The 24107-nt window shown below is 61.9% G+C and carries 21 protein-coding genes; 14 read left to right on the top strand and 7 right to left on the bottom strand.

Annotated elements, in window-relative coordinates; genetic code table 11:
• Positions 1-16 precede the first annotated feature (16 nt).
• Together ftsZ and lpxC are read left to right on the top strand one after the other, a co-directional pair.
• Positions 17-1213 carry a cell division protein FtsZ gene (gene ftsZ, locus KW568_RS24025; protein WP_003251871.1) on the top strand — a complete coding sequence of 399 codons (1197 nt, stop codon included), beginning with the start codon at positions 17-19 and terminating at the stop codon, positions 1211-1213.
• Between the two features lie 112 nt (positions 1214-1325).
• Positions 1326-2237: a UDP-3-O-acyl-N-acetylglucosamine deacetylase gene (gene lpxC, locus KW568_RS24020; RefSeq protein WP_003251873.1), complete on the top strand. Its 912-nt coding sequence runs from the start codon at positions 1326-1328 to the stop codon at positions 2235-2237.
• 47 nt (positions 2238-2284) lie between these two features.
• On the opposite strand, the gene KW568_RS24015 is transcribed toward lpxC, so the two are convergent.
• A complete protein-coding gene (locus tag KW568_RS24015) occupies positions 2285-2740 on the bottom strand; it encodes a DUF721 domain-containing protein (protein ID WP_003251875.1) in 456 nt (151 codons plus the stop codon).
• A 372-nt stretch (positions 2741-3112) separates the two neighbouring features.
• On the opposite strand from KW568_RS24015, the gene secA reads away from it, so the two are divergent.
• The 4 genes from secA (at position 3113) to KW568_RS23995 (ending at position 8966) form a co-directional block, all read left to right on the top strand.
• Positions 3113-5848: a preprotein translocase subunit SecA gene (gene secA / locus KW568_RS24010; protein ID WP_003251877.1), complete on the top strand. Its 2736-nt coding sequence runs from the start codon at positions 3113-3115 to the stop codon at positions 5846-5848.
• A 182-nt stretch (positions 5849-6030) separates the two neighbouring features.
• A complete protein-coding gene (argJ, locus tag KW568_RS24005; RefSeq protein ID WP_010952461.1) occupies positions 6031-7248 on the top strand; it encodes a bifunctional glutamate N-acetyltransferase/amino-acid acetyltransferase ArgJ in 1218 nt (405 codons plus the stop codon).
• 144 nt (positions 7249-7392) lie between these two features.
• Complete coding sequence (locus KW568_RS24000) at positions 7393-8025, top strand: glutathione S-transferase family protein (protein WP_054888618.1); 633 nt, start codon at positions 7393-7395, stop codon at positions 8023-8025.
• Positions 8022-8966 carry a Nudix family hydrolase gene (locus tag KW568_RS23995; protein ID WP_054888619.1) on the top strand — a complete coding sequence of 315 codons (945 nt, stop codon included), beginning with the start codon at positions 8022-8024 and terminating at the stop codon, positions 8964-8966. The genes KW568_RS24000 and KW568_RS23995 overlap by 4 nt, the downstream gene beginning before the upstream one ends.
• Before the next feature lie 78 nt (positions 8967-9044).
• Here the strand turns inward: KW568_RS23995 and KW568_RS23990 are convergent, their stop codons facing one another.
• From KW568_RS23990 to KW568_RS23980, 3 genes are read right to left on the bottom strand one after another with little or no spacing between them, the layout of a single operon-like run.
• Entirely contained in the window at positions 9045-9611 is a 567-nt protein-coding gene (locus tag KW568_RS23990; protein WP_004575125.1) for a cob(I)yrinic acid a,c-diamide adenosyltransferase, read from the bottom strand.
• Position 9612: 1 nt separating this feature from the next.
• Complete coding sequence (locus KW568_RS23985; protein ID WP_012053647.1) at positions 9613-11643, bottom strand: ATP-binding protein; 2031 nt, start codon at positions 11641-11643, stop codon at positions 9613-9615.
• Between the two features lie 37 nt (positions 11644-11680).
• Positions 11681-12598 carry a putative 2-dehydropantoate 2-reductase gene (locus KW568_RS23980; RefSeq protein ID WP_064613914.1) on the bottom strand — a complete coding sequence of 306 codons (918 nt, stop codon included), beginning with the start codon at positions 12596-12598 and terminating at the stop codon, positions 11681-11683.
• A gap of 100 nt (positions 12599-12698) precedes the next feature.
• Here KW568_RS23980 and KW568_RS23975 point away from each other — a divergent pair, with 100 nt between their 5' ends.
• The 3 genes from KW568_RS23975 (at position 12699) to KW568_RS23965 (ending at position 15595) form a co-directional block, all read left to right on the top strand.
• Positions 12699-13184, top strand: a complete 486-nt coding sequence (locus tag KW568_RS23975) for a YajQ family cyclic di-GMP-binding protein (protein ID WP_003251890.1) — start codon at positions 12699-12701, stop codon at positions 13182-13184.
• Positions 13185-13300: 116 nt separating this feature from the next.
• Positions 13301-14143: a mechanosensitive ion channel family protein gene (locus KW568_RS23970; protein ID WP_004575128.1), complete on the top strand. Its 843-nt coding sequence runs from the start codon at positions 13301-13303 to the stop codon at positions 14141-14143.
• Between the two features lie 210 nt (positions 14144-14353).
• On the top strand, positions 14354-15595 hold the full coding sequence (locus KW568_RS23965; RefSeq protein ID WP_003251894.1) for an MFS transporter: 1242 nt from the start codon (positions 14354-14356) through the stop codon (positions 15593-15595).
• A gap of 116 nt (positions 15596-15711) precedes the next feature.
• Here KW568_RS23965 and KW568_RS23960 read toward each other — a convergent pair whose 3' ends face one another.
• Positions 15712-17259 (bottom strand): AmpG family muropeptide MFS transporter, encoded by a 1548-nt coding sequence (locus tag KW568_RS23960; protein WP_003251896.1) that lies wholly within the window; start codon positions 17257-17259, stop codon positions 15712-15714.
• Between the two features lie 43 nt (positions 17260-17302).
• Positions 17303-17656: an MGMT family protein gene (locus KW568_RS23955; RefSeq protein WP_003251897.1), complete on the bottom strand. Its 354-nt coding sequence runs from the start codon at positions 17654-17656 to the stop codon at positions 17303-17305.
• A 164-nt stretch (positions 17657-17820) separates the two neighbouring features.
• Here KW568_RS23955 and KW568_RS23950 point away from each other — a divergent pair, with 164 nt between their 5' ends.
• From KW568_RS23950 to groL, 5 genes are all read left to right on the top strand, one after another.
• Positions 17821-18831 carry a DUF481 domain-containing protein gene (locus KW568_RS23950; protein ID WP_259537002.1) on the top strand — a complete coding sequence of 337 codons (1011 nt, stop codon included), beginning with the start codon at positions 17821-17823 and terminating at the stop codon, positions 18829-18831.
• 82 nt (positions 18832-18913) lie between these two features.
• Entirely contained in the window at positions 18914-19645 is a 732-nt protein-coding gene (locus tag KW568_RS23945) for a HugZ family protein (RefSeq protein ID WP_003251901.1), read from the top strand.
• Positions 19646-19710: 65 nt separating this feature from the next.
• Complete coding sequence (locus tag KW568_RS23940; RefSeq protein WP_003251903.1) at positions 19711-20172, top strand: FxsA family protein; 462 nt, start codon at positions 19711-19713, stop codon at positions 20170-20172.
• Between the two features lie 243 nt (positions 20173-20415).
• Complete coding sequence (locus KW568_RS23935) at positions 20416-20709, top strand: co-chaperone GroES (protein ID WP_003251905.1); 294 nt, start codon at positions 20416-20418, stop codon at positions 20707-20709.
• A 50-nt stretch (positions 20710-20759) separates the two neighbouring features.
• Positions 20760-22400, top strand: a complete 1641-nt coding sequence (groL, locus tag KW568_RS23930) for a chaperonin GroEL (protein WP_003251907.1) — start codon at positions 20760-20762, stop codon at positions 22398-22400.
• Between the two features lie 126 nt (positions 22401-22526).
• Here groL and pyk read toward each other — a convergent pair whose 3' ends face one another.
• Complete coding sequence (gene pyk, locus KW568_RS23925) at positions 22527-23981, bottom strand: pyruvate kinase (RefSeq protein WP_003251912.1); 1455 nt, start codon at positions 23979-23981, stop codon at positions 22527-22529.
• Positions 23982-24107: the final 126 nt, after the last annotated feature.

The following is a 24107-nucleotide window of genomic DNA, read 5'->3' as shown; positions in this document are numbered from 1 at the left end:
TGTAAGGAGAGGGAAAATGTTCGAGCTCGTAGACAACGTCCCGCAAAGTCCGGTCATCAAAGTGATCGGCGTTGGTGGTGGTGGCGGCAACGCCGTCAATCACATGGTCAAGAGCAGCATCGAAGGCGTGGAATTCATCTGCGCCAACACCGATGCCCAGGCGCTGAAAAACATTGGCGCGCGCACCATCCTGCAATTGGGCACGGGTGTGACCAAGGGCCTGGGTGCCGGTGCCAATCCGGAAGTCGGCCGTCAGGCCGCGCTGGAAGACCGTGAGCGCATCGCTGAAGTGCTGCAGGGCACCAACATGGTGTTCATCACCACCGGCATGGGTGGCGGTACCGGTACCGGTGCAGCGCCAATCATTGCCGAAGTGGCCAAGGAAATGGGTATCCTCACCGTTGCAGTGGTGACCCGTCCGTTCCCGTTCGAAGGCCGCAAGCGCATGCAGATCGCCGATGAAGGCATCCGCATGCTGGCTGAAAGCGTCGACTCGTTGATCACCATCCCCAACGAGAAGCTGCTGACCATCCTGGGCAAGGATGCCAGCCTGCTGTCTGCCTTCGCCAAGGCTGACGATGTACTGGCCGGTGCCGTACGCGGTATCTCCGACATCATCAAGCGCCCAGGCATGATCAACGTCGACTTCGCCGACGTGCGCACCGTGATGGGTGAAATGGGCATGGCCATGATGGGTACTGGCTGCGCCAGCGGCCCGAACCGTGCACGTGAAGCCACCGAGGCAGCTATCCGTAACCCGCTGCTGGAAGACGTCAACCTGCAGGGCGCCCGCGGTATCCTGGTGAACATCACCGCAGGCCCGGACCTGTCGCTGGGTGAGTACTCCGACGTGGGTAGCATCATCGAAGCCTTCGCCTCCGACCACGCGATGGTCAAGGTCGGCACCGTGATTGACCCGGACATGCGTGACGAACTGCACGTGACCGTGGTGGCCACTGGTCTGGGCGCACGCATCGAGAAGCCTGTGAAGGTGGTCGACAATACCCTGCAGACTGCCCAGCAGGCGTACGAAGCGTCCAATCCTGCGCCGGTGCGCCAGGAGCAGCCAGCGGTCAACTACCGTGACCTGGAGCGCCCGACCGTCATGCGCAACCAGGCGCATGCAGGTGCTGCCGCAGCCGCTAAACTGAACCCTCAGGATGACCTGGACTACCTCGATATCCCGGCATTCCTGCGTCGTCAGGCTGATTAATGGAATTTATCAGGGGTATAAAGGTGATTGGTATTCATCAAAGGTTGGGTCTGTTATCATCCCCAGCCTTTGTTGATACCTGTTCGCAATTTGCGCTGAAGCGGCCAATGCCATGATTAAACAACGCACCCTGAAGAATACCATCCGTGCCACAGGTGTCGGTCTGCACTCCGGGGAGAAGGTTTACCTGACCCTCAAGCCTGCACCTGTTGACACCGGCATCGTCTTCCGCCGCGCCGACCTCGACCCTGTGGTCGAGATCCCTGCGCGTGCGGCCAACGTCGGCGAGACAACCATGTCGACGACGTTGGTCAACGGTGACGTCAAGGTCGATACGGTCGAGCACCTGCTCTCCGCCATGGCGGGCCTGGGCATCGATAACGCCTACGTCGAGCTCTCCGCCTCGGAAGTGCCGATCATGGATGGCAGCGCCGGTCCTTTTGTATTCCTGATTCAGTCTGCCGGCCTGGAAGAACAGGACGCAGCCAAGAAGTTCATCCGCATCCTGCGTGAGGTAACCGTGGAAGAGGGCGACAAGCGCGCCACGTTCCTGCCTTTCGAAGGTTTCAAGGTGAGCTTCGAGATCGATTTCGATCACCCGGTGCTTCGCAACCGGACCCAGAGCGCCAGCGTCGACTTTTCCAGCACGTCGTTCGTGAAGGAAGTCAGCCGCGCGCGTACTTTTGGCTTCATGCGTGACATCGAGTACCTGCGCAAGCACAACCTTGCGTTGGGTGGCAGTGTCGAGAACGCCATCGTGGTCGATGAGGACGGCGTGCTCAACGAAGACGGCCTTCGTTACGAAGACGAATTCGTCAAGCACAAGATCCTCGACGCCATCGGCGATCTGTACCTGCTGGGCAACAGCCTGATCGGCGAGTTCAAGGGCTTCAAGTCCGGCCACGCGCTGAACAACCAGCTGTTGCGCAAGCTGATTGCTGAAACCGATGCCTGGGAAGTGGTCACTTTCGAAGATGCCAGCACGGCACCGATCTCGTACATGCGCCCTGTTGCGGCCGTGTAAGTTCGAACACTCTCTAGTTCATTAAGGCCACCTTCGGGTGGCCTTTTTTATGGCTTGCCCTGAGCGTGGGCAGCCAACCGTTCCAGTGCGGCGCGCAGTTTGGGGTCGGTAATGCCCTCGGCGGTGTCGCGCAGGCTCTCGGCCGCGCTGTTCGAAAGCTCGGCCGCATGCCCGCCACGCTTGGCCGGTACCAGCGGCGGCTGTACCTTGTACAGGATGCGCCTGAGGTTGCCGAATGCTTCCATGGCCTGCAGGGCCGCCAACAAGCGCTTCTGCTGGTAGCGCAGGCGGGTTGCCCAATGGCCGTCGGTAACCACCAGCAACAAAGTACCATCGCGCCAGGACGCCACATGGCAGTGCTCGCGGGCAGCCGGTTGCAACTGGCTTTCCAGCAGACGCTGCAAGTGCTCCAGGCGCTCGGCCTGGTTCAGCAGCAGGCGCAGCGGGCGCACCTGGCGCAGCAGGGCGGAAGGTGGCTGGGCGGGGGAGGGTTTGTAGGCCATGGGGGTACGCGTGAGGTGACGTGGGCACAGTCTAACATCTCCGTTGCCTGTGCCGGCCTCTTCGCGGGTGAACCCGCTCCTGCCAGGGTTATCGGTATCTCGTAGGAGCGGGTTCACCCGCGAAGAGGCCGGCACAGGCAGCCAAAGACAAGACTGGTTCTCGATAGCTTTCATGTTGCCAAGCCTTGAACTCAGTGAAAATGCCCCTATCTAAAACAGGCCCCTGCCAAAACGCTGTATCAGCATCGTGGAAATCCACCACTTTCCTCACCATCGTTTCCGGGTAGAATGCTCGTTCGCATGCGGCCTATGGGCTGCACGGGCGACTCATGGGGCCGCCCTCCATCCCTACGTGTGGAAGATCCTGCCGATATGTTTGCGCCTTTGTTAAAAAAACTTTTTGGAAGCAAGAACGAGCGTGAAGTCAAACGCATGCTCAAGACGGTGAGTATCGTCAATGCCTTCGAAGAGAAGATGGTGGCCCTCTCCGACGAGCAACTGCGGGGCAAGACTGCAGAGTTCAAGGAACGCCTGGCCAAAGGCGAGACACTGGACCAATTGCTGCCCGAAGCCTTCGCCGTGGCCCGTGAGGCCGGCAAGCGTGTCATGGGCATGCGCCATTTCGATGTGCAGTTGATCGGCGGCATGACCCTGCACGAGGGTATGATCGCAGAAATGCGCACCGGTGAAGGCAAGACCTTGGTCGGTACCCTGGCCGTCTACCTCAACGCATTGTCCGGCAAGGGCGTGCATGTGGTCACCGTCAACGACTACCTGGCGCGCCGTGACGCCAACTGGATGCGCCCGCTGTACGAGTTCCTCGGTCTGTCGGTCGGTATCGTCTCGGCCTTCCAGCCGCCGGAAGAAAAGCGCGCCGCCTATGCAGCCGACATCACCTACGGCACCAACAACGAATTCGGGTTCGACTACCTGCGCGACAACATGGCGTTCAGCCAGGACGAGAAGTTCCAGCGTGAACTGAACTTCGCCGTGATCGACGAAGTCGACTCCATCCTCATCGACGAAGCGCGTACCCCGCTGATCATTTCCGGTCAGGCCGAGGACAGCTCCAAGCTGTACATCGAGATCAACCGCCTGATCCCGCGCCTCACCCAGCACATCGAAGAGGTCGAAGGCCAGGTCACCCAGGAAGGCCACTTCACCATCGACGAGAAGAGTCGCCAGGTGGAGCTGAACGAAGCCGGTCACCAGTTCATCGAAGAGATGCTGGCCCAGGCGGGCCTGCTGGCTGAGGGCGAGAGCCTGTACTCCGCGCACAACCTGGGCTTGCTGACACACGTCTACGCCGGTCTTCGTGCACACAAGCTGTTCCACCGCAACGTCGAGTACATCGTCCAGGACGGTCAGGTTCTGCTGATCGACGAACACACCGGCCGTACCATGCCGGGCCGTCGCCTGTCCGAGGGCCTGCACCAGGCCATCGAGGCCAAAGAGAACCTGAACATCCAGGCCGAGAGCCAGACCCTGGCTTCGACCACCTTCCAGAACTACTTCCGCCTGTACACCAAGCTGTCCGGCATGACCGGTACCGCCGACACCGAAGCATTCGAGTTCCAGTCGATCTACGGCCTGAACGTGATGGTCATTCCGCCGAACAAGCCACTGGCGCGTAAGGACTACAACGACCTGGTGTACCTGACCGCTGACGAGAAATACGCCGCGATCATCGCCGACATCAAGGAAAGCATGAAGCTGGGCCGTCCGGTGCTGGTAGGTACCGCGACCATTGAAACTTCCGAGCACATGTCCAACCTCCTGAAAAAGGAAGGGATCGACCACAAGGTGCTCAACGCCAAGTATCACGAGAAGGAAGCCGAGATCATCGCGCAAGCAGGCGCGCCAGGTGCACTGACCATCGCCACCAACATGGCTGGCCGTGGTACCGACATCCTGCTGGGCGGTAACTGGGAAGCCGAAGTGGCTGCCCTGGAAAACCCGACAGCCGAGCAGATCGCCCAGATCAAGGCCGACTGGCAGAAGCGTCACCAGCAAGTGATCGAGACGGGTGGCCTGCATGTAATCGCTTCCGAGCGCCACGAATCGCGCCGTATCGACAACCAGCTGCGTGGCCGCTCCGGTCGTCAGGGCGACCCAGGTTCCAGCCGCTTCTACCTGTCGCTGGAAGACAGCCTGATGCGCATCTTCGCCTCTGACCGGGTGAAGAACTTCATGAAGGCACTGGGCATGCAGTCGGGCGAGGCCATCGAGCACCGCATGGTCACCAACGCTATCGAGAAAGCCCAGCGCAAGGTCGAAGGCCGCAACTTCGACATTCGTAAGCAATTGCTCGAATATGACGACGTCGCCAACGAGCAGCGCAAGGTGATCTACCACATGCGCAACAGCCTGCTGGCCGCCGAGAACATTGGCGACACCATCGTCGAATTCCGCAAGGAAGTACTGGACGCTACCATCAGCCAGCACATTCCGCCGCAGTCGCTGCCAGAGCAGTGGGACGTAGCCGGCCTGGAGGCTTCGCTGGCCAGCGATTTCGCTATCAAGTTGCCGATTCAGCAATGGCTCGACGAGGACGATCACCTCTACGAAGAGACCTTGCGTGAGAAGCTGCTGAACGAGATCACCACTGCCTACACCGAGAAGGAAGACCAGGCCGGTCTCGACGCCCTGCGAACCTTCGAGAAGCAGATTCTGCTGCGCGTACTGGACGACCTGTGGAAAGACCACCTGTCGACCATGGACCACCTGCGTCACGGTATTCACCTGCGTGGTTATGCGCAGAAGAACCCGAAGCAAGAGTACAAGCGCGAGTCGTTCAGCCTGTTCCAGGAGCTGTTGGAGTCGATCAAGCGCGACACCATCCGCGTGCTGTCGCACGTACAGGTTCGCCGCGAAGACCCGGCCGAAGAAGAAGCCCGCCTGCGCCGCGAGGCCGAAGAGCTGGCGAGTCGCATGCAATTCCAGCACGCCGCAGCACCGGGCCTGGAAAGTGAGCAACTGAGCGAGGAGGGTGCCGAAGTAGCGGTAGCCTCGGCGCCAGTACGCAATGACCAGAAGCTGGGCCGCAACGAGCCGTGCTGGTGTGGTTCGGGCAAGAAGTTCAAGCATTGCCATGGTCAGATCGAGTGATCTGAACCTTACGTTGTACAAGCCTGGGGCCGCTTTGCGGCCCTTTCGCGACACAAGGCCGCTCCCACAGGTACCGCGCTCGTCCATGAACGGGCGCGATCCTTGTGGGGGCGGCCTTGTGTCGCGATGGGGCGCGAAGCGGCCCCTTTTTCGACATCATCGTTTTTTCTAGGAGCGCTCTAATGGCTGTTGGTCTTGGTCCTTTGCCCACCCTGCACCCGGTTCCGGGTTTTGAACTCGGTATCGCTTCTGCCGGTATCAAGCGCCCGGGGCGCAAGGATGTGGTGGTCATGCGCTGTGCCGAAGGCTCCAGCGTGGCTGGCGTGTTCACCCTCAACGCCTTCTGCGCCGCGCCGGTGATCCTGTCCAAGCAGCGTGTACAGGGCACCGTGCGCTACCTGCTGACCAACACGGGTAACGCCAACGCCGGCACCGGCGCGCCAGGCCTGGCCGCCGCCGAGCGCACCTGCGCCAAGTTGGCCGAACTGGCTGGCGTACCGGCCGAGTCGGTACTGCCGTTCTCCACCGGCGTGATTGGCGAGCCGCTGCCGGTCGAAAAGATCGAAGGCGCGCTGCAGGCCGCCCTCGACAACCTGTCGGAAAACAACTGGGCTGAGGCCGCTACCGGCATCATGACCACCGACACCCTGCCCAAGGGGGCCAGCCGCCAGTTCCAGCACGATGGCGTGACCGTCACCGTTACCGGTATCAGCAAGGGTGCAGGCATGATCCGCCCGAACATGGCGACCATGCTGGGCTACATCGCTACCGACGCCAAGGTGGCGCCAAAGGTACTCAAGGACCTGATGCTGGACGGCGCCAACAAGTCGTTCAACCGCATCACGATCGATGGTGACACTTCGACCAACGATTGCTGCATGCTGATCGCTACCGGCAAGGCCGACTTGCCGGAAGTGACCGAAGCCAGCGGCGCGCTCTTCGAAGCGCTGAAAAAGGCCGTGTTCGAAGTGTGCATGGAAGTGGCCCAGGCCATCGTCCGTGACGGCGAAGGCGCGACCAAGTTCGTGACCGTGCAAGTCAACGGTGGTGGTAACCACCAGGAGTGTCTGGACGTCGGCTACGCCGTGGCCCACTCGCCGCTGATCAAGACCGCGCTGTTCGCTTCCGACCCGAACTGGGGCCGTATCCTCGCTGCCGTAGGCCGTGCCGGTGTACCGGAGCTGGATGTGAGCCTGATCGATGTTTACCTGGACAGCGTTTGCATTGCGAGCAAAGGCGGCCGCAGCCCGAGCTATACCGAAGCGCAGGGTTCGGCAGTGATGGCCCAGGAAGAGATCACCATCCGAATCGAACTGGGCCGTGGCCAGTGCAGCGAAACCATCTGGACGACTGACCTGTCCCACGAGTACGTGAAGATCAACGCCGAGTACCGTACCTGATGTAATTGGGGCCGCGTTGCGGCCCTTTCGCGACACAAGGCCGCGCCCACAAGGTCCTGTGTACAGCATCCCTGTGAGCGCGGCCTTGTGTCGCGAAAGGGCTGCAAGGCGACCCCAAAGAATCCACACCCATGGAGCCGAACCATGAGCTATCACCTGATCATCGGCGACAAGCTGTACTCCTCCTGGTCGCTGCGTGGCGCCCTGGCGCTCGAGCTGGCTGGCGTGCCCTACGAAGAAACCCTGATCAAGCTGAACCAGCCTGATACCCGCCAGCGCATCCTCGCTTTCTCCTCCACCGGCAAGGTGCCGCTGCTCATGAGCGAGCACGGTGTGATCGCTGACTCGCTGGCCATTGCCGAATACCTCAACGAACGCCACCCCGAAGCCCAGCTGTGGCCTGCCGATGTGGCGGCGCGTGCCCAGGCCCGTTCGGCCTGTGCGCAGATGCATAGCGGCTTCTTTGCCCTGCGCGGCGCCATGCCGTTCGACTTGTCGCGCGACCAGGCGCTGGACAGCGTGCCGCTGGACGTGCAAATCGACATCGACCGTATCGTTGCGCTGTGGTCCGAATGCCGTCTGGTGGCCAAGGACAGCGGCCCGTTCCTGTTCGGCAAGGCAAGCCTGGCCGATGCCTTCTTTGCCCCGGTGGCCGTGCGCCTGCGCACCTACCGCGTAGAAGTCCCCGCCGAGGCGGCAGCCTACATCGAGACCATTTATCAATGGCCAGCCTTCCAGGCATGGCAACAGGCAGGCCTGGAGGAGCGTGAAGCGTGAAACGGATTCATGTAGTAGCTGCCGTGATTCGCGGCGCTGATGGCCGTATTCTGATCGCACGTCGTGCCGATACCCAGCACCAGGGCGGCTTGTGGGAGTTCCCCGGTGGCAAGGTGGAAGAAGGCGAAACCGTCGAAGCGGCGCTTGCCCGCGAGTTGCGCGAGGAGCTGGGCATCGAGGTAAGCCATTCGCGTGCGCTGATCAAGGTCAGCCATGACTACCCGGACAAGCAGGTGCTGCTGGACGTGCGCGAGGTCGAAGCGTTCACTGGCGAACCCCATGGTGCCGAAGGCCAGCCGCTGGAGTGGGTTGCCCCGCGCGATTTGCCGCAGTACGAATTCCCCGAGGCCAACAAGCCGATCGTCGCCGCTGCGCGCCTGCCGGACCAGTACCTGATCACCCCGGACGGCCTGGAAGTGCCGCAAATGCTCAAGGGCATCCAGAAGGCGGTGGCCAATGGTATTCGCCTGATCCAGTTGCGTGCCCCGGACATGTACGACCCCAAGTACCGCGACGTGGCGGTGGATGCGGTCGGGCTGTGTGCGGGCAAGGCGCAGCTGATGCTTAAAGGGCCACTGGAGTGGCTGGGTGATTTCCCGGCGGCCGGTTGGCACCTGACGGCCGCGCAGCTGCGCAAGTATGCCGCCAGGGGCCGGCCGTTCCCCAAGGAGCGCTGGTTGGCGGCATCCTGCCACAGTGCCGAAGAGCTGGCGCTGGCTGAGCAGATGGGCGTGGACTTTGTCACCCTGTCGCCAGTGCAGGCGACCCAGACTCACCCAGAGGCGGTGCCGTTGGGATGGGATGAGGCGCAGCGGTTGATTGCCGGGTTCAACAAGCCGGTTTACCTGCTGGGTGGGGTAGGGCCGGGTGAGCGCGAGCAGGCCTGGGAAGCCGGGGCACAGGGTGTAGCCGGGATCCGGGCGTTCTGGCCCGAGGTTTGAGTCCCTTGTAACAGGGGCCGCTGCGGGGCCCATTCGCGGGCAAGCTCGCGAATGGGCTGCAAAGCAGCCCCAGAAGTATCAGCCTTTGGGTTTCTCGGCGGGCTGCCACAAAACCTCAGCCACCCCCTGGCGCCGCCCGATGATCCGCGCCGCCACGAACAATAGATCGGAAAGCCGGTTGATATACGCCAAACCAACGCCTTCCAGCGGCTCCATGGCATTCAACTGCTGGCACCGGCGCTCTGCACTGCGCGCCAGGCTGCGGCACACGTGCGCCTGCGCCACCAGCGCCGAACCACTGGGCAGAATGAAGTTTTTCAGCGGCCCCAGCTCTTCGTTCCACACATCGATGGCCGCCTCCAGGCGTTCCACTTCCGCCAGGGTCAATGCCTGGTAACTGGGCATCGCCAGCTCGCCACCCAGGTCGAACAAGCGGTGCTGACACGGCGCCAGCACCGTGGTCACTTCATTCAGCCCGTGCTCGGCGAGCCCCGCCAGCAGCAACCCCAACTGGCTGTTCAGGCTGTCCACCTCGCCAATCGCTTCGATCCGCGGGTGGTCCTTGGGCACCCGACGGCCGTCGCCCAGGCCGGTTTCGCCTTTGTCGCCGGTGCGGGTATAGATCTTCGAAAGGCGGTAGCCCATGTCATTGCTCCGTTCTGGCCGGCACCGCCGCTGCCGGCTGGGTGAGGGGCAGGCGTAGGGTAAAGCAGGTGCCTTGGCCTGGCGTGGATTGCACTTCCATCTGCCCCTTGTGGTTGTTGGTGATAATGAAGTACGAGACCGACAGGCCCAGCCCGGTACCCTGGCCGATTTCCTTGGTGGTGAAAAACGGCTCGAAGGTGCGCTTGCGCACTGCCTCGGGCATGCCGACGCCGTTGTCTTCGACTTGGATTTCCGCCCATGGCGGGTTTAGCCGGGTGCGCAGTGTGATGCGTCCGGGCTCGCTGGGTTGCGGGCGTTGGTGGATGGCCTGGGCTGCGTTCTTCAGCAAGTTGAGCAGTACTTGTTCCAGCTCGTTGGCGGTGCATGGCACCGGCCCCAGGTCGGGGTCGAACTGGCGCACGATGGCTTGCCCCTTGAAGTCGAAGCCAATGGCCAGATCGAAGTCATTGCCGGCAATTTCAAGCGCCTGATCGATCAGTGCCGGCAGCTCGCATGGCACCAGCTGGCGGTTGCTGCGGCGGCTGAAGCTGAGCATGTGGGTGACGATCTTCGCCGCCCGGGCGCCGGCCTGCTGAATGCCGTCGAGCAGTTGCGGCACCTCGCGGCTGTCCAGGTAGCGGTTGATCGTGGCCAGGTCGATGCCCAGCTCTTCGGCCTGTTCCTGGTTGCGCGGCAGGTCGGACGACAGGCGCCGGCGAATGTTCTGCACGTTGTGCAGGATAGCGCCCAGCGGGTTGTTGATTTCGTGCGCCATGCCGGCAGCCAGCCCCCCGACCGAGAGCATCTTTTCTGACTGCACCATCATCTCTTCCAATGACAGACGCTGGGTGATGTCGTCGATACGAATGACCACGCCGCGCCCGCCGCCGCCCGTCAGTGGGTAGAAGGTCAGGGCGTAGTGGCGCAGGTCGTCGCCTTTGGGCCAGGTTACCCGCTCGATCTTCGCCACTCGATGTTTTTCCACGGTTTCCTTCAGTTGCGGGAGGAACGGCTTCAGCGGCTCGAACGCAATGAACACCGGCTGGTTGAGCGCCTCGTCCAGTGGCGTGCCGGAAAGCACCGTGGCTTCGTGGTTCCATTGGGTCACGTAGAGCTGTTCGTCGAGGGCGATCAGTGCCGAGGGCATCGAGTCGATGATGCTGTTGAGGTAGTTCTGAAAACCGGTGAGCTTTTTCTCGATCTTGCTGCGTACCTGTACTTCCAGTTCCAGCTTGCGGTTGGTGTGGCGGGTTTCTTCGGCAAGGCCCTGAGCCTGGTCGTAGGCACTCTGGAACTCGTCGCGGGCGCTCTTGAGCTGCTGCTCGCGGGCCTCGATGCGCGACAGCATGGTGTTGAAGGCCTCGGCCAGGCTGCCGATTTCATCGTCATTGCCGCGCTGGGCACGCAAGGCGTAGCTCTCTTCGCGGGTAACCTGGCGGCTGAGCTCCTCAAGCTGGTTGATCGGCTGGGTGATCAGGCGTTTGATCTGCCGGGCGATGACGATCCATAGCAGGACACTGAACACCAGGATGCCCAGGCTGGCGCTGAGTGTGCCGGTGTAGAAGGCCGTGGGCAGTTCGCTGCTGGCTACCAGCAGCAAATGTGCCGGTGGGTTGGCATCGCGGGGGATGCGGATCAACTGAGTGCTGCGAAACTCCATCAGGCGCCAGCCGTCGATGTTGCGAAAACGCTTGGGCAGGGCCAGCGGCTCGCCATGCTGCAACTGCGCCAGCATTCGGCCATCGCCACCGTAGATGGCGGCGGCGCGAAGCGGAGTGTAACTGTCCAGTTCCTTGAGCAGGGCACGGGCCGTGTCCGGTGTGTCGCCGGCGCGGGCTGCAAGCTGTGGATTGGCCACCAGCCGGCCGATGGTGTGCATGGCCTGCGGCGCCATGCTTTCCTGGGTGATCCAGTAGGCGGCGCTGATGAAGGTGAGGTTGGCCATCAGCAAGATGGTCACCAGCAAAACCAGCAGGGCCGCCAGCAGCTTCTGCCCGACCGGGAGGTTTTCCAGGCGTTGGCGCAAGGTCATGGGCAAGGCAATGTCCGTATCCGGTTGAAGGGCCGCGTCAGTCGCAGGGCAAACCACGCGCGCGCAGGTTTTCGACCAAGCGCTGCAGCAGGTGTTCCAGCTGCGGCAGTTGCAGGCCATGACGGCCCGCAGCGCGGCAAGCATGGCCGAGCAGGTAGTGCAACTCGGTGCGCCGTCCTGCATGCACGTCCTGGTACATGGAAGAGTAGTTGGCTGCGGTGGCGAGGATTACCCGCTGGACTTCTTCGTCCAGCCCCTCGGCTGCTTGCGGCTGGCCGCAACGGCGCAGCAGTCGGGCCAGCTCGACGCACAGGGCCTGCACTTCACCCAGGTGCCCCAGCAGCCCGCCATTCTGGCAATCGTGAAGCACGGTCAGCGGGTTGATGGCGCAATTGAGCGCCAGCTTGCGCCACAGGCGGGTCAGTATGTCTACTGTCCACTCAGCGGGGATACCGGCCTCGTGCAGGTCATCGAACCAGGCGGGGAGCAGGGGGCTTCGTGGGTCGCCTAGCCAGTTGAAGCCATGGCCGGCAAAACGCACTTGCCAGTCCCCCTCGCGGAAGGCGCCTTCGGTGCTGGAGGCGAAGATGCAGCGAGCGTGAGGCACCAGGTCGGCGACTTCATCCTGGCTGCCCAGGCCATTCTGCAACAGCAGCACTTCGGCGCTCTCGGCCAGCCGTGGCGCTACACCGACAATCGCCGGGGCAGCGTCATAGGCCTTGCAGGCCACCAGCAGCCGGTGGATCGGGCCTTGCGCTTGCGCCGTTTCGGCCGGTATGGCGTAGCGCCGGGTTTGGTCCTGCTCGACCAGGGTCAGGCCACCGGCCTGCTGATAGGCTTGCAGCCGTTGCCCGTCACGCAGGATCAGGCGCACAGCCTTGCCGGCGCGTGCCAGCCGGCAGGCCCACAGACTGCCAAGGCTACCGGCGCCGAGAATATGCCAGGTGCTGCTCATATGCGTTTCGCAACCCGTTATAATGAGCCCGCATTTTAACCTTCAAACCCAGCGCGCTCCATCTTCAGCCTGAGCGCGCTTTTATTTTGGGAGAACAACCATGCCTTCGTTCGACGTGGTATCGGAACTGGACAAGCACGAAGTGCAGAACGCGGTCGACAACGCCATCAAGGAACTGGACCGCCGCTACGACCTCAAGGGCAAAGGCACCTTCGAGTTCAAGGACAAAGAGCAGACCGTGATGCTCACTGCTGAGGAAGAGTTCCAGCTCGAGGCGATGCTGGAGATCCTGCGCCTTGCACTGGTCAAGCGCAAGATCGACGTGAAGTGCCTGGAAACCAAGGACCCCTACGCCTCCGGCAAGGAAAAGAAACAGGAAGCCAAGTTCCGCGAAGGCATCGACAAGGACCTGGCAAAAAAGATCGTTGCCACCATCAAGGATGGCAAGCTGAAAGTACAGGCCGCCATCCAGGGTGAGCAGGTACGGGTAACCGGCAAGAAACGTGACGATCTGCAGGAAGCCATTGCCCTGCTGCGCACCAAGGAATTCGACATGCCGCTGCAGTTCAACAACTTCCGCGACTGATGTGGGGGTGGCCCGGAACCCCGATGGCCAAATGATGTCCATGGGGGCCGGGGTTGCGTAATAACACGCGCGGCCTGTTCTACCGTGTACTTGCCGCTCGGCATCAGGAGATGAATATGGATTTGAACGCTGAGGTCGACCAGCTCGTCCGCCAATCCCAGACGTGGATCCCTTTGATCATGGAATACGGCAGCCGTGTGCTGCTGGCACTGCTGACCTTGGCGGTTGGCTGGTGGATCATCAACAAGGTCAGCGCCCGCCTCGGCAAGCTGGTTGGCCTGCGCAACGCCGACCTGGCGCTGCAGGGCTTCATCAGCACCCTGGCGAACATCGTGCTGAAGGTGCTGCTGTTGGTCAGCGTAGCCTCGATGATCGGCATCGAGACCACCTCGTTCGTCGCCGCCATCGGTGCCGCAGGCCTGGCCATCGGCCTTGCCTTGCAGGGCAGCCTGGCGAACTTCGCCGGTGGTGTGCTGATCCTGATGTTCCGCCCGTTCCGTATCGGTGACTGGATCGAGGCGCAGGGCGTTTCCGGCACCGTCGACAGTATCCAGATCTTCCACACTGTGCTGCGCACCGGTGACAACAAGACGGTCATCATGCCCAATGGCAGCCTGTCCAACGGCATCATTACCAACACCAACCGCCAGCCGACGCGCAAGGTGGTGTTCGATGTGGGCGTTGACTACGAGGCCGACCTGCAGAAGGCCCGCAATGTGCTGCTGGAGCTGGCAAAGGACCCGCGTGTTCTGCAAGACCCTGCACCGCAGGCGGTCGTGTCGACGCTGGGCGACAGCTCGATCACCGTATCGCTGCGCTTGTGGACCAAGACCTCCGATTACTGGGATGTGATGTTCATGCTCAACGAGTATGCACGTGACCGGTTGAAAGCCGAAGGGATCGACATTCCGTTTCCGCAGCGGGTTATTCGCGTGGTGCAGGAGACTGCAACGCAGTAATTCCGCGTTGAAGCTGGGGCCGCTTTGCGCCCCTTCGCGGGCAAGCCCGCTCCTACACAGGACACGCATGTCCTCGTAGGGGCGGGCTTGCCCGCGAAGGGGCGCAAAGCGGCCCCAGCTTTTTCCTACCCTGATTACACTTGCTCACAGCAATTTCCAACAATTTCTGGCATATAGCGTGATCCCGCCTGCCACACCCGATACGCCATCATGAAACCACTGCTGTATGTCACCCCTCTGCGTGCCTTGCTGTTCGGCCTGACCTTGGCCCTGTTCGAACTGCTGACCTACCTGGCCAGCGACGCGGTCATGCCGGCCATGCCGGTCGTGGTCAGTGACCTCGATGCCAGCCCCGAATACATACCCCATGCCCTCAACCTGTACCTGCTGGGCGGCGTAGTACTGCAATGGCTGATCGGCCCGTTGGCCGACCGTTATGGACGGCGCCCGCTGCTGCTGGTCGGTTGCGCATTCTTTGGCCTGGCCTGCCTGGCCACCTTCTGGGTCCAGGACATCGGCCTGTTCAACCTGTTGCGCCTGTTGCAGGGCATTGGCCTGGGCTTTGTGGTCACGGTCAGCTACCCGGCCCTGAACGAGGCTTTCAGCGAAGCTGATGCTGTACGCATGATGGCCCTGCTGGCCAACATCGCCTTGCTGTCGCCCCTGCTCGGGCCGCTGGTGGGCACCTTGCTGCTGCAATGGCTGGATTGGCGCTGGCTGTTCGTGGCGTTCGCCATCGGCGCGGTGCTGGCCTGGCTGCTGTTGTACCGGCTGATGCCGGAAACCCTGGGCGTGGAGCGCCGTGACGGCTCGCGGCTGGCGTTCACGCCGATTCACCTGCTACCACTGTTGGCGGGCTATGGCCAGCTGTTGGGCAACCGCCGCTTCGTTGCAGGCAGCGCCGCCCTTGGGTTGGTCGGCTTGCCGCTGATTGGCTGGATTGGCCTGTCGCCGGTGCTGCTGATTCACGATGAGGGATTGAGTACCCTGGAGTATGCCTTGTGGCAGTTGCCGGTCTTTGGCGGGCTGATCCTCGGTAACCTGATCATCAACCGCATTGCCGATCGCTACCCGCTGCCAGCCCTGGTGCGTGGTGCGCTCTGGCCATACCTGGCGGGCCTGTGCCTGATGGTGCTGGCGACCTGGTACTGGCCGAGTGTGACCAGTGTGGTGGCTGGCATGTCGCTGTATGCGCTGGGGTTGGGCGTGGCCAATGCGGTGCTGTACCGCATGACGCTGTTCTCCAGTGAGCAGAGCAAGGGGCTGGTTTCGGCCATGCTGGGGATGATCACCATTGCCTTGCTGGGGCTTGGCGGTGCGCTGCTGGCGATGATTGGCGCCGGTGCCAGCTTGCTGCATTTTGCCCTGGCGGCGGGGGTGGCGGGGGCGTTGGCGCTGTGGCCGCTGTGGTTTGTGGTGGGGGGGCGGCCTGGGGAAGGGGCTGTAGCTTGATAAGTGGTATTGCCTGTGCCGGCCTCTTCGCGGGTAAACCCGCTCCTACAAGGCAGCACGGCCCGGTGTAGGAGCGGGTTTACCCGCGAAGAGGCCAGCACAGGCAATACAAAGTTTCAGGGCCGCTCAGCCACCGAGTGGTCGTCCGCCACCGGCGTTCCCCGCCCGGCTTCCTGATGCCACTGCAGGGCGATCAGGATCAGCGTAGGCACCCCCAGCAGCGCCGTGATCAGGAAGAAGTCGTGGTAGCCGAACTTCTCCACAATTACGCCCGAATACCCGCCGATCAGCCGCGGCAACAGCAACATGATCGAACTGAGCAGCGCGTACTGGGTCGCCGAGAACTTCAGGTTGGTCAGGCTGGACAGGTAGGCGACAAAGGCCGAGGTAGCCATGCCGGAGCTGAAGTTGTCCAGCGAGATGGTCACCACCAGCATTTCCAGGTTCGGCCCCATGTCAGCCAACATCAGGAACAGGATGTTGGTGCCGGCAGAGGCTGCGCCGCCAATGAACAGGATGGGCATGATGCCGAAGCGTACGATCAGCAGGCCGCCAACCCCGGCGCCGACCAGGGTCATGATCAGGCCGAAGATCTTGCTGACGCTGGCAATCTGGTCCTTGGTGAAGCCCATGTCGATATAGAACACGTTGGCCATCACCCCCATCACCGTGTCCGACATGCGATAGGTGGCGATCAGGCCGAGCAGCAGCAGAGCCTGCCAGCGGTAGCGGGTGATGAAGTCGTTGATCGGGGTCAGCACGGGAGCCAGGCCGCGGCGGCCGAGGCTCGACAGGCAGGCCCAGGTCAGCAGCACGTAGAGGATCAGGCGCAGGAAGGCGCGGTCTTCCAGCAGCAGGTCCAGCGGCGTGGCATCACCGGAGACCACGCTGGACCAGCCGGTATTGAACATCTGGGTGAAGCTGGCCGGTACCGAGACCAGCAGGATGATCAGCACGAACACCGAAGCCATCTGGTGCACCAGCCCGTAGCGCGCTGCCGACAGTTGGGTGCGCATGGGCACTGGCGGTTCGCGCATGACCAACGTGGTGAACAGGGCGGGCAGCATCATCACCCCGAACATCACGTAAGTGCCGGCCCAGGCCTTGTGCAGGTAGCTGAAGCCGGTAGAGCCGAACCACTCGGCGAAGAACAGGGCACCGGCCGTGGCGAGCAAGGCAGCCACCCGGTAGCCGGCCATGTAGCTGGCAGCGAGCGCGGCCTGGCGCTGGTCGTCAGCGATTTCCAGGCGGTAGGCGTCGACTGCAATGTCCTGGGTAGCCGAGGCGAAAGCCACCAGTACGGCCATGGCAATCAGCCAGGAGAGATGCTGTTGCGGGTCGCACAGGCTCATGCCGACCAGCCCGATCACCACCAGCGCTTGCGACAACAGCAGCCACGAGCGCCGGCGCCCGAGGCCGCCAAGCAGCGGCAAGCGCCATTGGTCGAGCAGCGGTGACCAGACCCACTTGAAGGCGTAGGCCAAGCCAATCAGGCTTGCATAACCGATGGTTTCACGGGCAACGCCGGCTTCGCGCAACCACACCGACAGGGTCGAGAACACCAGCATGTAGGGTAGGCCGGCGGCGAAACCGAGTAGCAAAAGTACCAATGTTGACGGGCTGGCATAGGCAGCAAGCGCAGCGCGCCAGGTTTTACGGGGCATGGGCCAACATCTGCCTCAAGTTTTCGAAAACAAAGCGCGCACTCTAACCGCTGTGCTCCATTGGGCGCCAGCCATGGCGCGTCATATCCACACGATTGTTGCTTACATTCACACCTTCTGCGCGTAACCGCGCCCGTTGTTCATCGCCCGACGGGGTGCCCAGCGCCAGGCTCAGCCGGCCACCCGCAGCGAGCACCCGGTGCCAAGGCAGGCGTGTGTCTGCAGGCAACTGCCCCAGGGTGCGCCCAACCCAGCGCGCCGCACGGCCAAGCCCAGCCAGTTCGGCCAGTTGGCCATAGCTCACGACCTTGCCGGGTGGCACTTGGCCCAGTACTGAATACAGCGCCGTTCGTCGGCCCTCGGCCGAATCGAGGGCGTGCTCATATCCATCAGACATCTCGCCCGCCTTGGGCTGCAGATGAAACCGGACCGGTGGTCTGGTAAATGAGAGTTGAACTCAACGGCATACTCCCGGTCTGTCCTTGCTCTGGTCTTGGGTATCTGGATAATGCCCGGCTTTTTCGTCAAATCGAACCCATAGTCCGCAAACAAAGCCCGTTTATGAAATCTAGATCCTTGTTGTGCCTTCTTGCTGTTTCCCTGTGTGCCTCTCCGGTGTTCGCCGACACTGTGTGGATGAAGAACGGTGACCGGCTAAGTGGCAAGATCAAGGTATTCGATGGCGGCAAGCTGCTGCTGGAAACCCCTTATGGTGGGTCCATCGCCCTGGACTGGAAACAGGTCCAGACGCTGGAAAGCGACCAGGAGATGCTGGTCAAGCAGGACGCCTACAGCGGAGAGAAAGCCAAGTCGCTCAAGGCGGCAGAGCCAGGCAAGGTGACCTTGGCCAATGGCGAGGCACCGAAGACGGTGGAGCTGGCCAGTATCGAGCAGATCATGAAGCCCAAGCCGCTGGTCGAGGATTTCGTGTGGAAAGGCAATGTCGACGTGGCACTGGACTACAAGCGCGCCGAGAACGACACCGACGATTACGACGTGGGCTTCAAGACCACCGCCCGTCATGGCCGTTGGCGGCACAACGCCGAGGGTGAGTACAACCGCGAGACCAAGGACGACGTCACCACCACCGACAACTGGAGCGCCGAGTACGCGCTGGACCGCTTCATTACCGAGAAGTGGTTCTGGCAGGGGCGTGCGGAATACAAACGTGATCGCATCGAAGACCTGGCCCGCCAGCGCACCGTGGGTACCGGCCCGGGTTACCAGTTCTGGGACGATGAGCTGGGCGCGTTCTCGCTGGGCTCACTGATCAACCGTACTGACTTCGAGTATCAGGATGGTGGCAAGGATAATTTCTATTCTGCGGCCGTGAAGTGGGATTACACCCGATACCTGATCGGCAAGAACGTGCAGCTGTTCACCAACGGCGAGTTCGCCAAGCCGCTGGGTGGCGTGGCCGACTACTCGCTGGATGCCGAGGTTGGCCTGCGCTACAAGGTCACCGAGTGGGCCTCGCTGAACCTCAAGGCGGAGAAGGACATCATCACCGGCACGCGTGAAAGTGAGCTGGACAAGACACGCTATACCGCGGGCTTCGGCGTTACCTGGTAAGGCGTCTGGATGCAGGTCAGTGGCACAGGCAGCTGATAATGCTTATCTTGTCCCCAACCCGTCCGCCAGGAGCCGCCCTCAAGTGAGTACCAACGCCATCCGCCCCGCCCGGGAACTGCTGCTCAAGGAATACCGCGGCGTGCTTTCGACACATTCCAGGTCGATGCCTGGCTACCCCTTCGGTTCGGTCGTGCCGTACTGTCTGGACGACCAGGGCAACCCGCTGATCCTGATCAGCCGCATTGCCCAGCACACCCATAACCTGCAGAAGGACCCCAAGTGTTCGCTGTTGGTGGGTGAGCGCGAGGCTGAGGATGTGCAGGCGGTAGGGCGCCTGACGGTGATGGCCGAAGCGCACAAGCTGGTCGACGAGGCCGTCATCGAGGCCGCCGCCGAGCGCTATTACCGCTATTTCCCGGATGCGGCCAACTACCACAAGGCCCACGACTTCGATTTCTGGGTGCTGCAACCGGTGCGTCACCGTTACATCGGCGGCTTCGGTGCGATCCACTGGCTTGACCATGTCACCTTGGCCAACCCGTTCGCGGGCAAGGCCGAGGGGAGCATGATCGAACACATGAACAGCGATCACGCCAGTGCCATTGCCCACTACGTCGAGTTGACCGGGTTGCCACGGCACGTACCGGCGCAGATGGTTGGGGTAGACAGTGAAGGCATGCACCTGCGCATCGGCCAGGCCGTGCACTGGTTGCCTTTCCCCACTACTTGCAACACGCCGACACAAGTCCGCGAGGCCTTGGTTTTGCTGGCTCGCGCCGACCATTGGCCGCTTGTGATGCAAGCCGAGGGTTGAAATCCGGAGCGCAGGCATCCATGTGAGGTCTTATTGGAAGGTTATCTTCCGTCGAGGAACCCTTGATGCGTGCTTTTCTACTGCTGTTTCTGATTTTTCCTGTGCTGGAGCTGTTCGTCTTCGTGAAGGTCAGCGCGGCAATCGGTTTCTTTCCGGCGTTGCTGCTGATCATCGCCGGCTCCGCCTTGGGCGTACTGGTCATGCGGGTGGCCGGCCTGGCGACTGCATTGCGCGCCCGTGAAAGCCTGCAGCGCGGTGAATTGCCCGCCGAGGACATGTTCCAGGGCATGATGCTGGCCGTGGGTGGTGGCCTGTTGTTGTTGCCCGGCTTCATCAGCGACGTGCTGGGTGTGCTGTGCCTGCTGCCATTCACCCGCCGCCTGGCGGCGCGCAAGATGCGCGAGCGTGCCGAGGCCCAGGCCATGCGCCAGCGTGCATTCCAGGATGACCCCTTCCAGGCGCAGCCGCGTGATGGCGGCCACCGCCCGAACGTGATCGAAGGCGAGTACGAGCGCCGCGACAAGTAAAAAGGACCGGGGCCGCACAAGCGGCCCCGGTTTTTTTTGGCCTGATGAAAATTTTTCTATCTCGAGCCTTGTAATTGGATGTGGCGGCCTCATGTATGTGGTCACCGCAAGGTTTCTGGTGGCAACACCAGACATTACACAGGTGGTTCGCTCACAGCGGGCCGCCCCCGGCAACGCCGGACAGCATCAAAACCGCCGGTGTCGAACCGGCCGATGAAAACCACAATTTGGGAGAGATCGACAATGAAACTTCGTCCTCTGCATGACCGCGTAGTCATCCGTCGCAGCGAAGAAGAATCGAAAACCGCTGGCGGTATCGTCCTGCCGGGTTCGGCCGCTGAAAAACCAAACCGCGGCGAAGTTGTAGCCGTCGGCACCGGTCGCGTCCTGGACAACGGCGAAGTTCGCGCGCTGGCCGTGAAAGTGGGTGACAAAGTGGTTTTCGGCCCGTACTCGGGCAGCAACACCGTGAAAGTCGATGGCGAAGACCTGCTGGTCATGGCCGAGAACGAAATCCTCGCCGTTGTCGAAGGCTGATTTCCCCCCGACTTCCCGTTACTCCAAAGTTTTTCAAGGATTAAACGATCATGGCTGCTAAAGACGTAAAATTTGGTGATTCCGCCCGTAAGAAAATGCTGGTTGGTGTCAACGTTCTGGCTGACGCGGTAAAAGCGACCCTGGGCCCGAAAGGCCGTAACGTGGTACTGGCCAAGAGCTTCGGCGCGCCGACCATCACCAAGGACGGCGTTTCCGTCGCCAAAGAAATCGAGCTGAAAGACGCTTTCGAAAACATGGGCGCCCAGCTGGTCAAGGAAGTTGCTTCCAAGGCCAACGACGCTGCCGGTGACGGCACCACCACCGCTACCGTTCTGGCTCAGGCCATCGTCAACGAAGGCCTGAAAGCCGTCGCTGCCGGCATGAACCCGATGGACCTGAAGCGCGGTATCGACAAGGCCACTGCTGCCGTTGTTGCCGAGCTGAAGAACCTGTCCAAGCCATGCGCCGACTCCAAGGCCATCGCCCAGGTAGGTACCATCTCTGCCAACTCCGACAACTCCATCGGTGAAATCATCGCCGAAGCCATGGAAAAAGTCGGTAAAGAAGGCGTGATCACCGTTGAAGAAGGCTCGGGCCTGGAAAACGAACTGTCCGTCGTAGAAGGCATGCAGTTCGACCGCGGCTACCTGTCGCCGTACTTCGTCAACAAGCCAGACACCATGGTTGCCGAGCTGGAAGGCCCGCTGCTGCTGCTGGTCGACAAGAAAATCTCCAACATCCGTGAGCTGCTGCCAGTTCTGGAAGCCGTTGCCAAGGCCGGCCGCCCACTGCTGATCGTTGCCGAAGACGTTGAAGGTGAAGCGCTGGCTACTCTGGTAGTCAACAACATGCGCGGCATCGTCAAGGTTGCTGCAGTCAAGGCTCCAGGCTTCGGCGATCGCCGCAAGGCCATGCTGCAGGACATCGCCGTCCTGACTGGCGGCCAGGTCATCTCCGAAGAAATCGGCCTGTCCCTGGAAACCGCTACCCTGGAGCACCTGGGTAACGCCAAGCGCGTCATCCTGTCCAAGGAAAACACCACCATCATCGACGGTGCTGGCGCTGACACCGAGATCGAAGCACGCGTCAAGCAGATCCGTGCCCAGATCGAAGAAACTTCCTCGGACTACGACCGTGAGAAGCTGCAAGAGCGTCTGGCCAAGCTGGCTGGCGGTGTTGCCGTGATCAAGGTGGGTGCCGGCACTGAAGTTGAAATGAAAGAGAAGAAAGCCCGCGTTGAAGACGCCCTGCACGCTACCCGTGCAGCCGTTGAAGAAGGCGTGGTGCCTGGCGGTGGTGTTGCCCTGGTTCGCGCCCTGGCGGCCATCGTCGACCTGAAAGGCGACAACGAAGACCAGAACGTCGGTATCGCGCTGCTGCGTCGCGCTGTTGAATCCCCGCTGCGCCAGATCACTGCCAACGCCGGTGATGAGCCAAGCGTGGTTGCTGACAAGGTCAAGCAAGGTTCGGGCAACTTCGGCTACAACGCCGCTACCGGTGAATACGGCGACATGATCGAGATGGGTATCCTGGACCCAGCCAAGGTTACTCGCTCGGCGCTGCAAGCTGCTGCTTCGATCGGCGGTCTGATGATCACCACCGAAGCCATGGTTGCCGACCTGCCGGAAGACAAGCCAGCTGCTGGCATGCCTGATATGGGCGGCATGGGTGGCATGGGCGGCATGATGTAAGCCAGCCTTACCCCCTGCACCATTAAAAAGCCCCGGTTCGCGAGAACCGGGGCTTTTTGTTATTCCTGTCGGGCCATCTTCACAGCACAAGGCTGCGCTTGAGCCTTGTGCTGTGAAAAGCGTGGATCAACCGACCAGCGGATCACCCACGTGCAGGATCTTCATGCCGTTGGTGCCACCGATAGTGTGGTAGCTGTCACCCTTGGTCAGGATCACCCAGTCACCTTGCTCCACCAGGCCACGTTTGAGCAGTTCGTCGACCGCTGCCTGGCTCACCTTGTCGGCCGGCAGCGCGGCCGGGTCGAAGGCAATCGGGTACACGCCACGGAACATCGAGGCGCGTGCCTGGGTGGCGCGGTGCGGCGACAGGGCGAAGATCGGTACATGCGAACGCAGGCGCGACATGATCAGCGGGGTGTAGCCGCTTTCGGTCAGGGCGATGATCGCCTTTACGCCCGGGAAGTGGTTGGCTGTGTACATGGCCGCCAAGGCGATGCTTTCGTCGCAGCGCTGGAAGGTGGTGTGCAGGCGATGGCTGGACTTCTGGCTGGTCGGGTGCTTTTCGGCACCCAGGCAGATGCGTGCCATGGCCTGGACAGCTTCGATCGGGTAGGAACCGGCGGCGCTTTCGGCCGACAGCATCACCGCATCGGTGTTGTCCAGCACGGCGTTGGCCACGTCGGACACTTCCGCGCGGGTCGGCATCGGGTTCTGGATCATCGACTCCATCATCTGAGTCGCCACGATCACGGCCTTGTTGTTGCGGCGGGCGTGCTGGATGATCTTCTTCTGGATAGCGATCAGCTCGGCGTCGCCGATTTCCACGCCCAGGTCACCACGGGCAACCATCACAGCGTCGGAGGCGGCGATCAGCTTGTCGAGGGTCTCGTCATCGGCAACTGCTTCGGCGCGTTCGATCTTGGCCACCAGCCAGGCGCTGCCGCCGGCTTCGTCACGCAGCTTGCGCGCGTATTCCATGTCGCTGGCGTCACGCGGGAAGGAAACGGCCAGGTAGTCCAGGTCCATTTCCGCAGCCAGTTTGATGTCGGCCTTGTCTTTTTCGGTCAGGGCCGGTGCGGTCAGGCCACCACCTTTACGGTTGATGCCTTTGTGGTCCGACAGCGGGCCACCGATGATCACCACGCAGTGCAGGGCGTCTGCAGTGGCGGTTTCGACACGCATGACCACGCGGCCATCGTCGAGCAGCAGTTCGTCACCAACGCCGCAGTCCTTGACCAGGTCGGGGTAGTCGATACCGACGATGTCCTGGTTGCCTTCGGTCAGCGGGTGGGCGGTGGAGAAGGTGAACTTGTCACCGATCTTCAGTTCGATGCGCTTGTTGGCGAACTTGGCGATGCGGATCTTCGGACCCTGCAGGTCGCCCAGCAGTGCAACATGGCGGCCGTTCTTGGCGGCGATGTCACGGATCAGGCGCGCGCGGGCCTTGTGCTCGTCCGGCGTGCCGTGGGAGAAGTTCAGACGTGCCACGTCCAGGCCGGCGAGGATCAGTTGTTCGATCACTTCCGGCGAGTTGCTGGCGGGGCCAAGGGTGGCGACGATTTTGGTGCGGCGGATGCTCATGCACAGACTCCTATAGTGAAGCGCAGCGAAAGGCTACTCCTGAATCTCGCTGTAGTCATTGTTCCGTTGCACTACCTGCGACCAAGGCAGGGTGGCATTTGAACGGGGCAGGGTATCCTTGCAAAA

The organism is Pseudomonas sp. HD6515 (assembly GCF_024971855.1).
Lineage (GTDB): Bacteria > Pseudomonadota > Gammaproteobacteria > Pseudomonadales > Pseudomonadaceae > Aquipseudomonas > Aquipseudomonas alloputida.
Note: the sequence above shows the minus strand (reverse complement) of the source record. Positions and strands in the feature narration are given on the sequence as shown.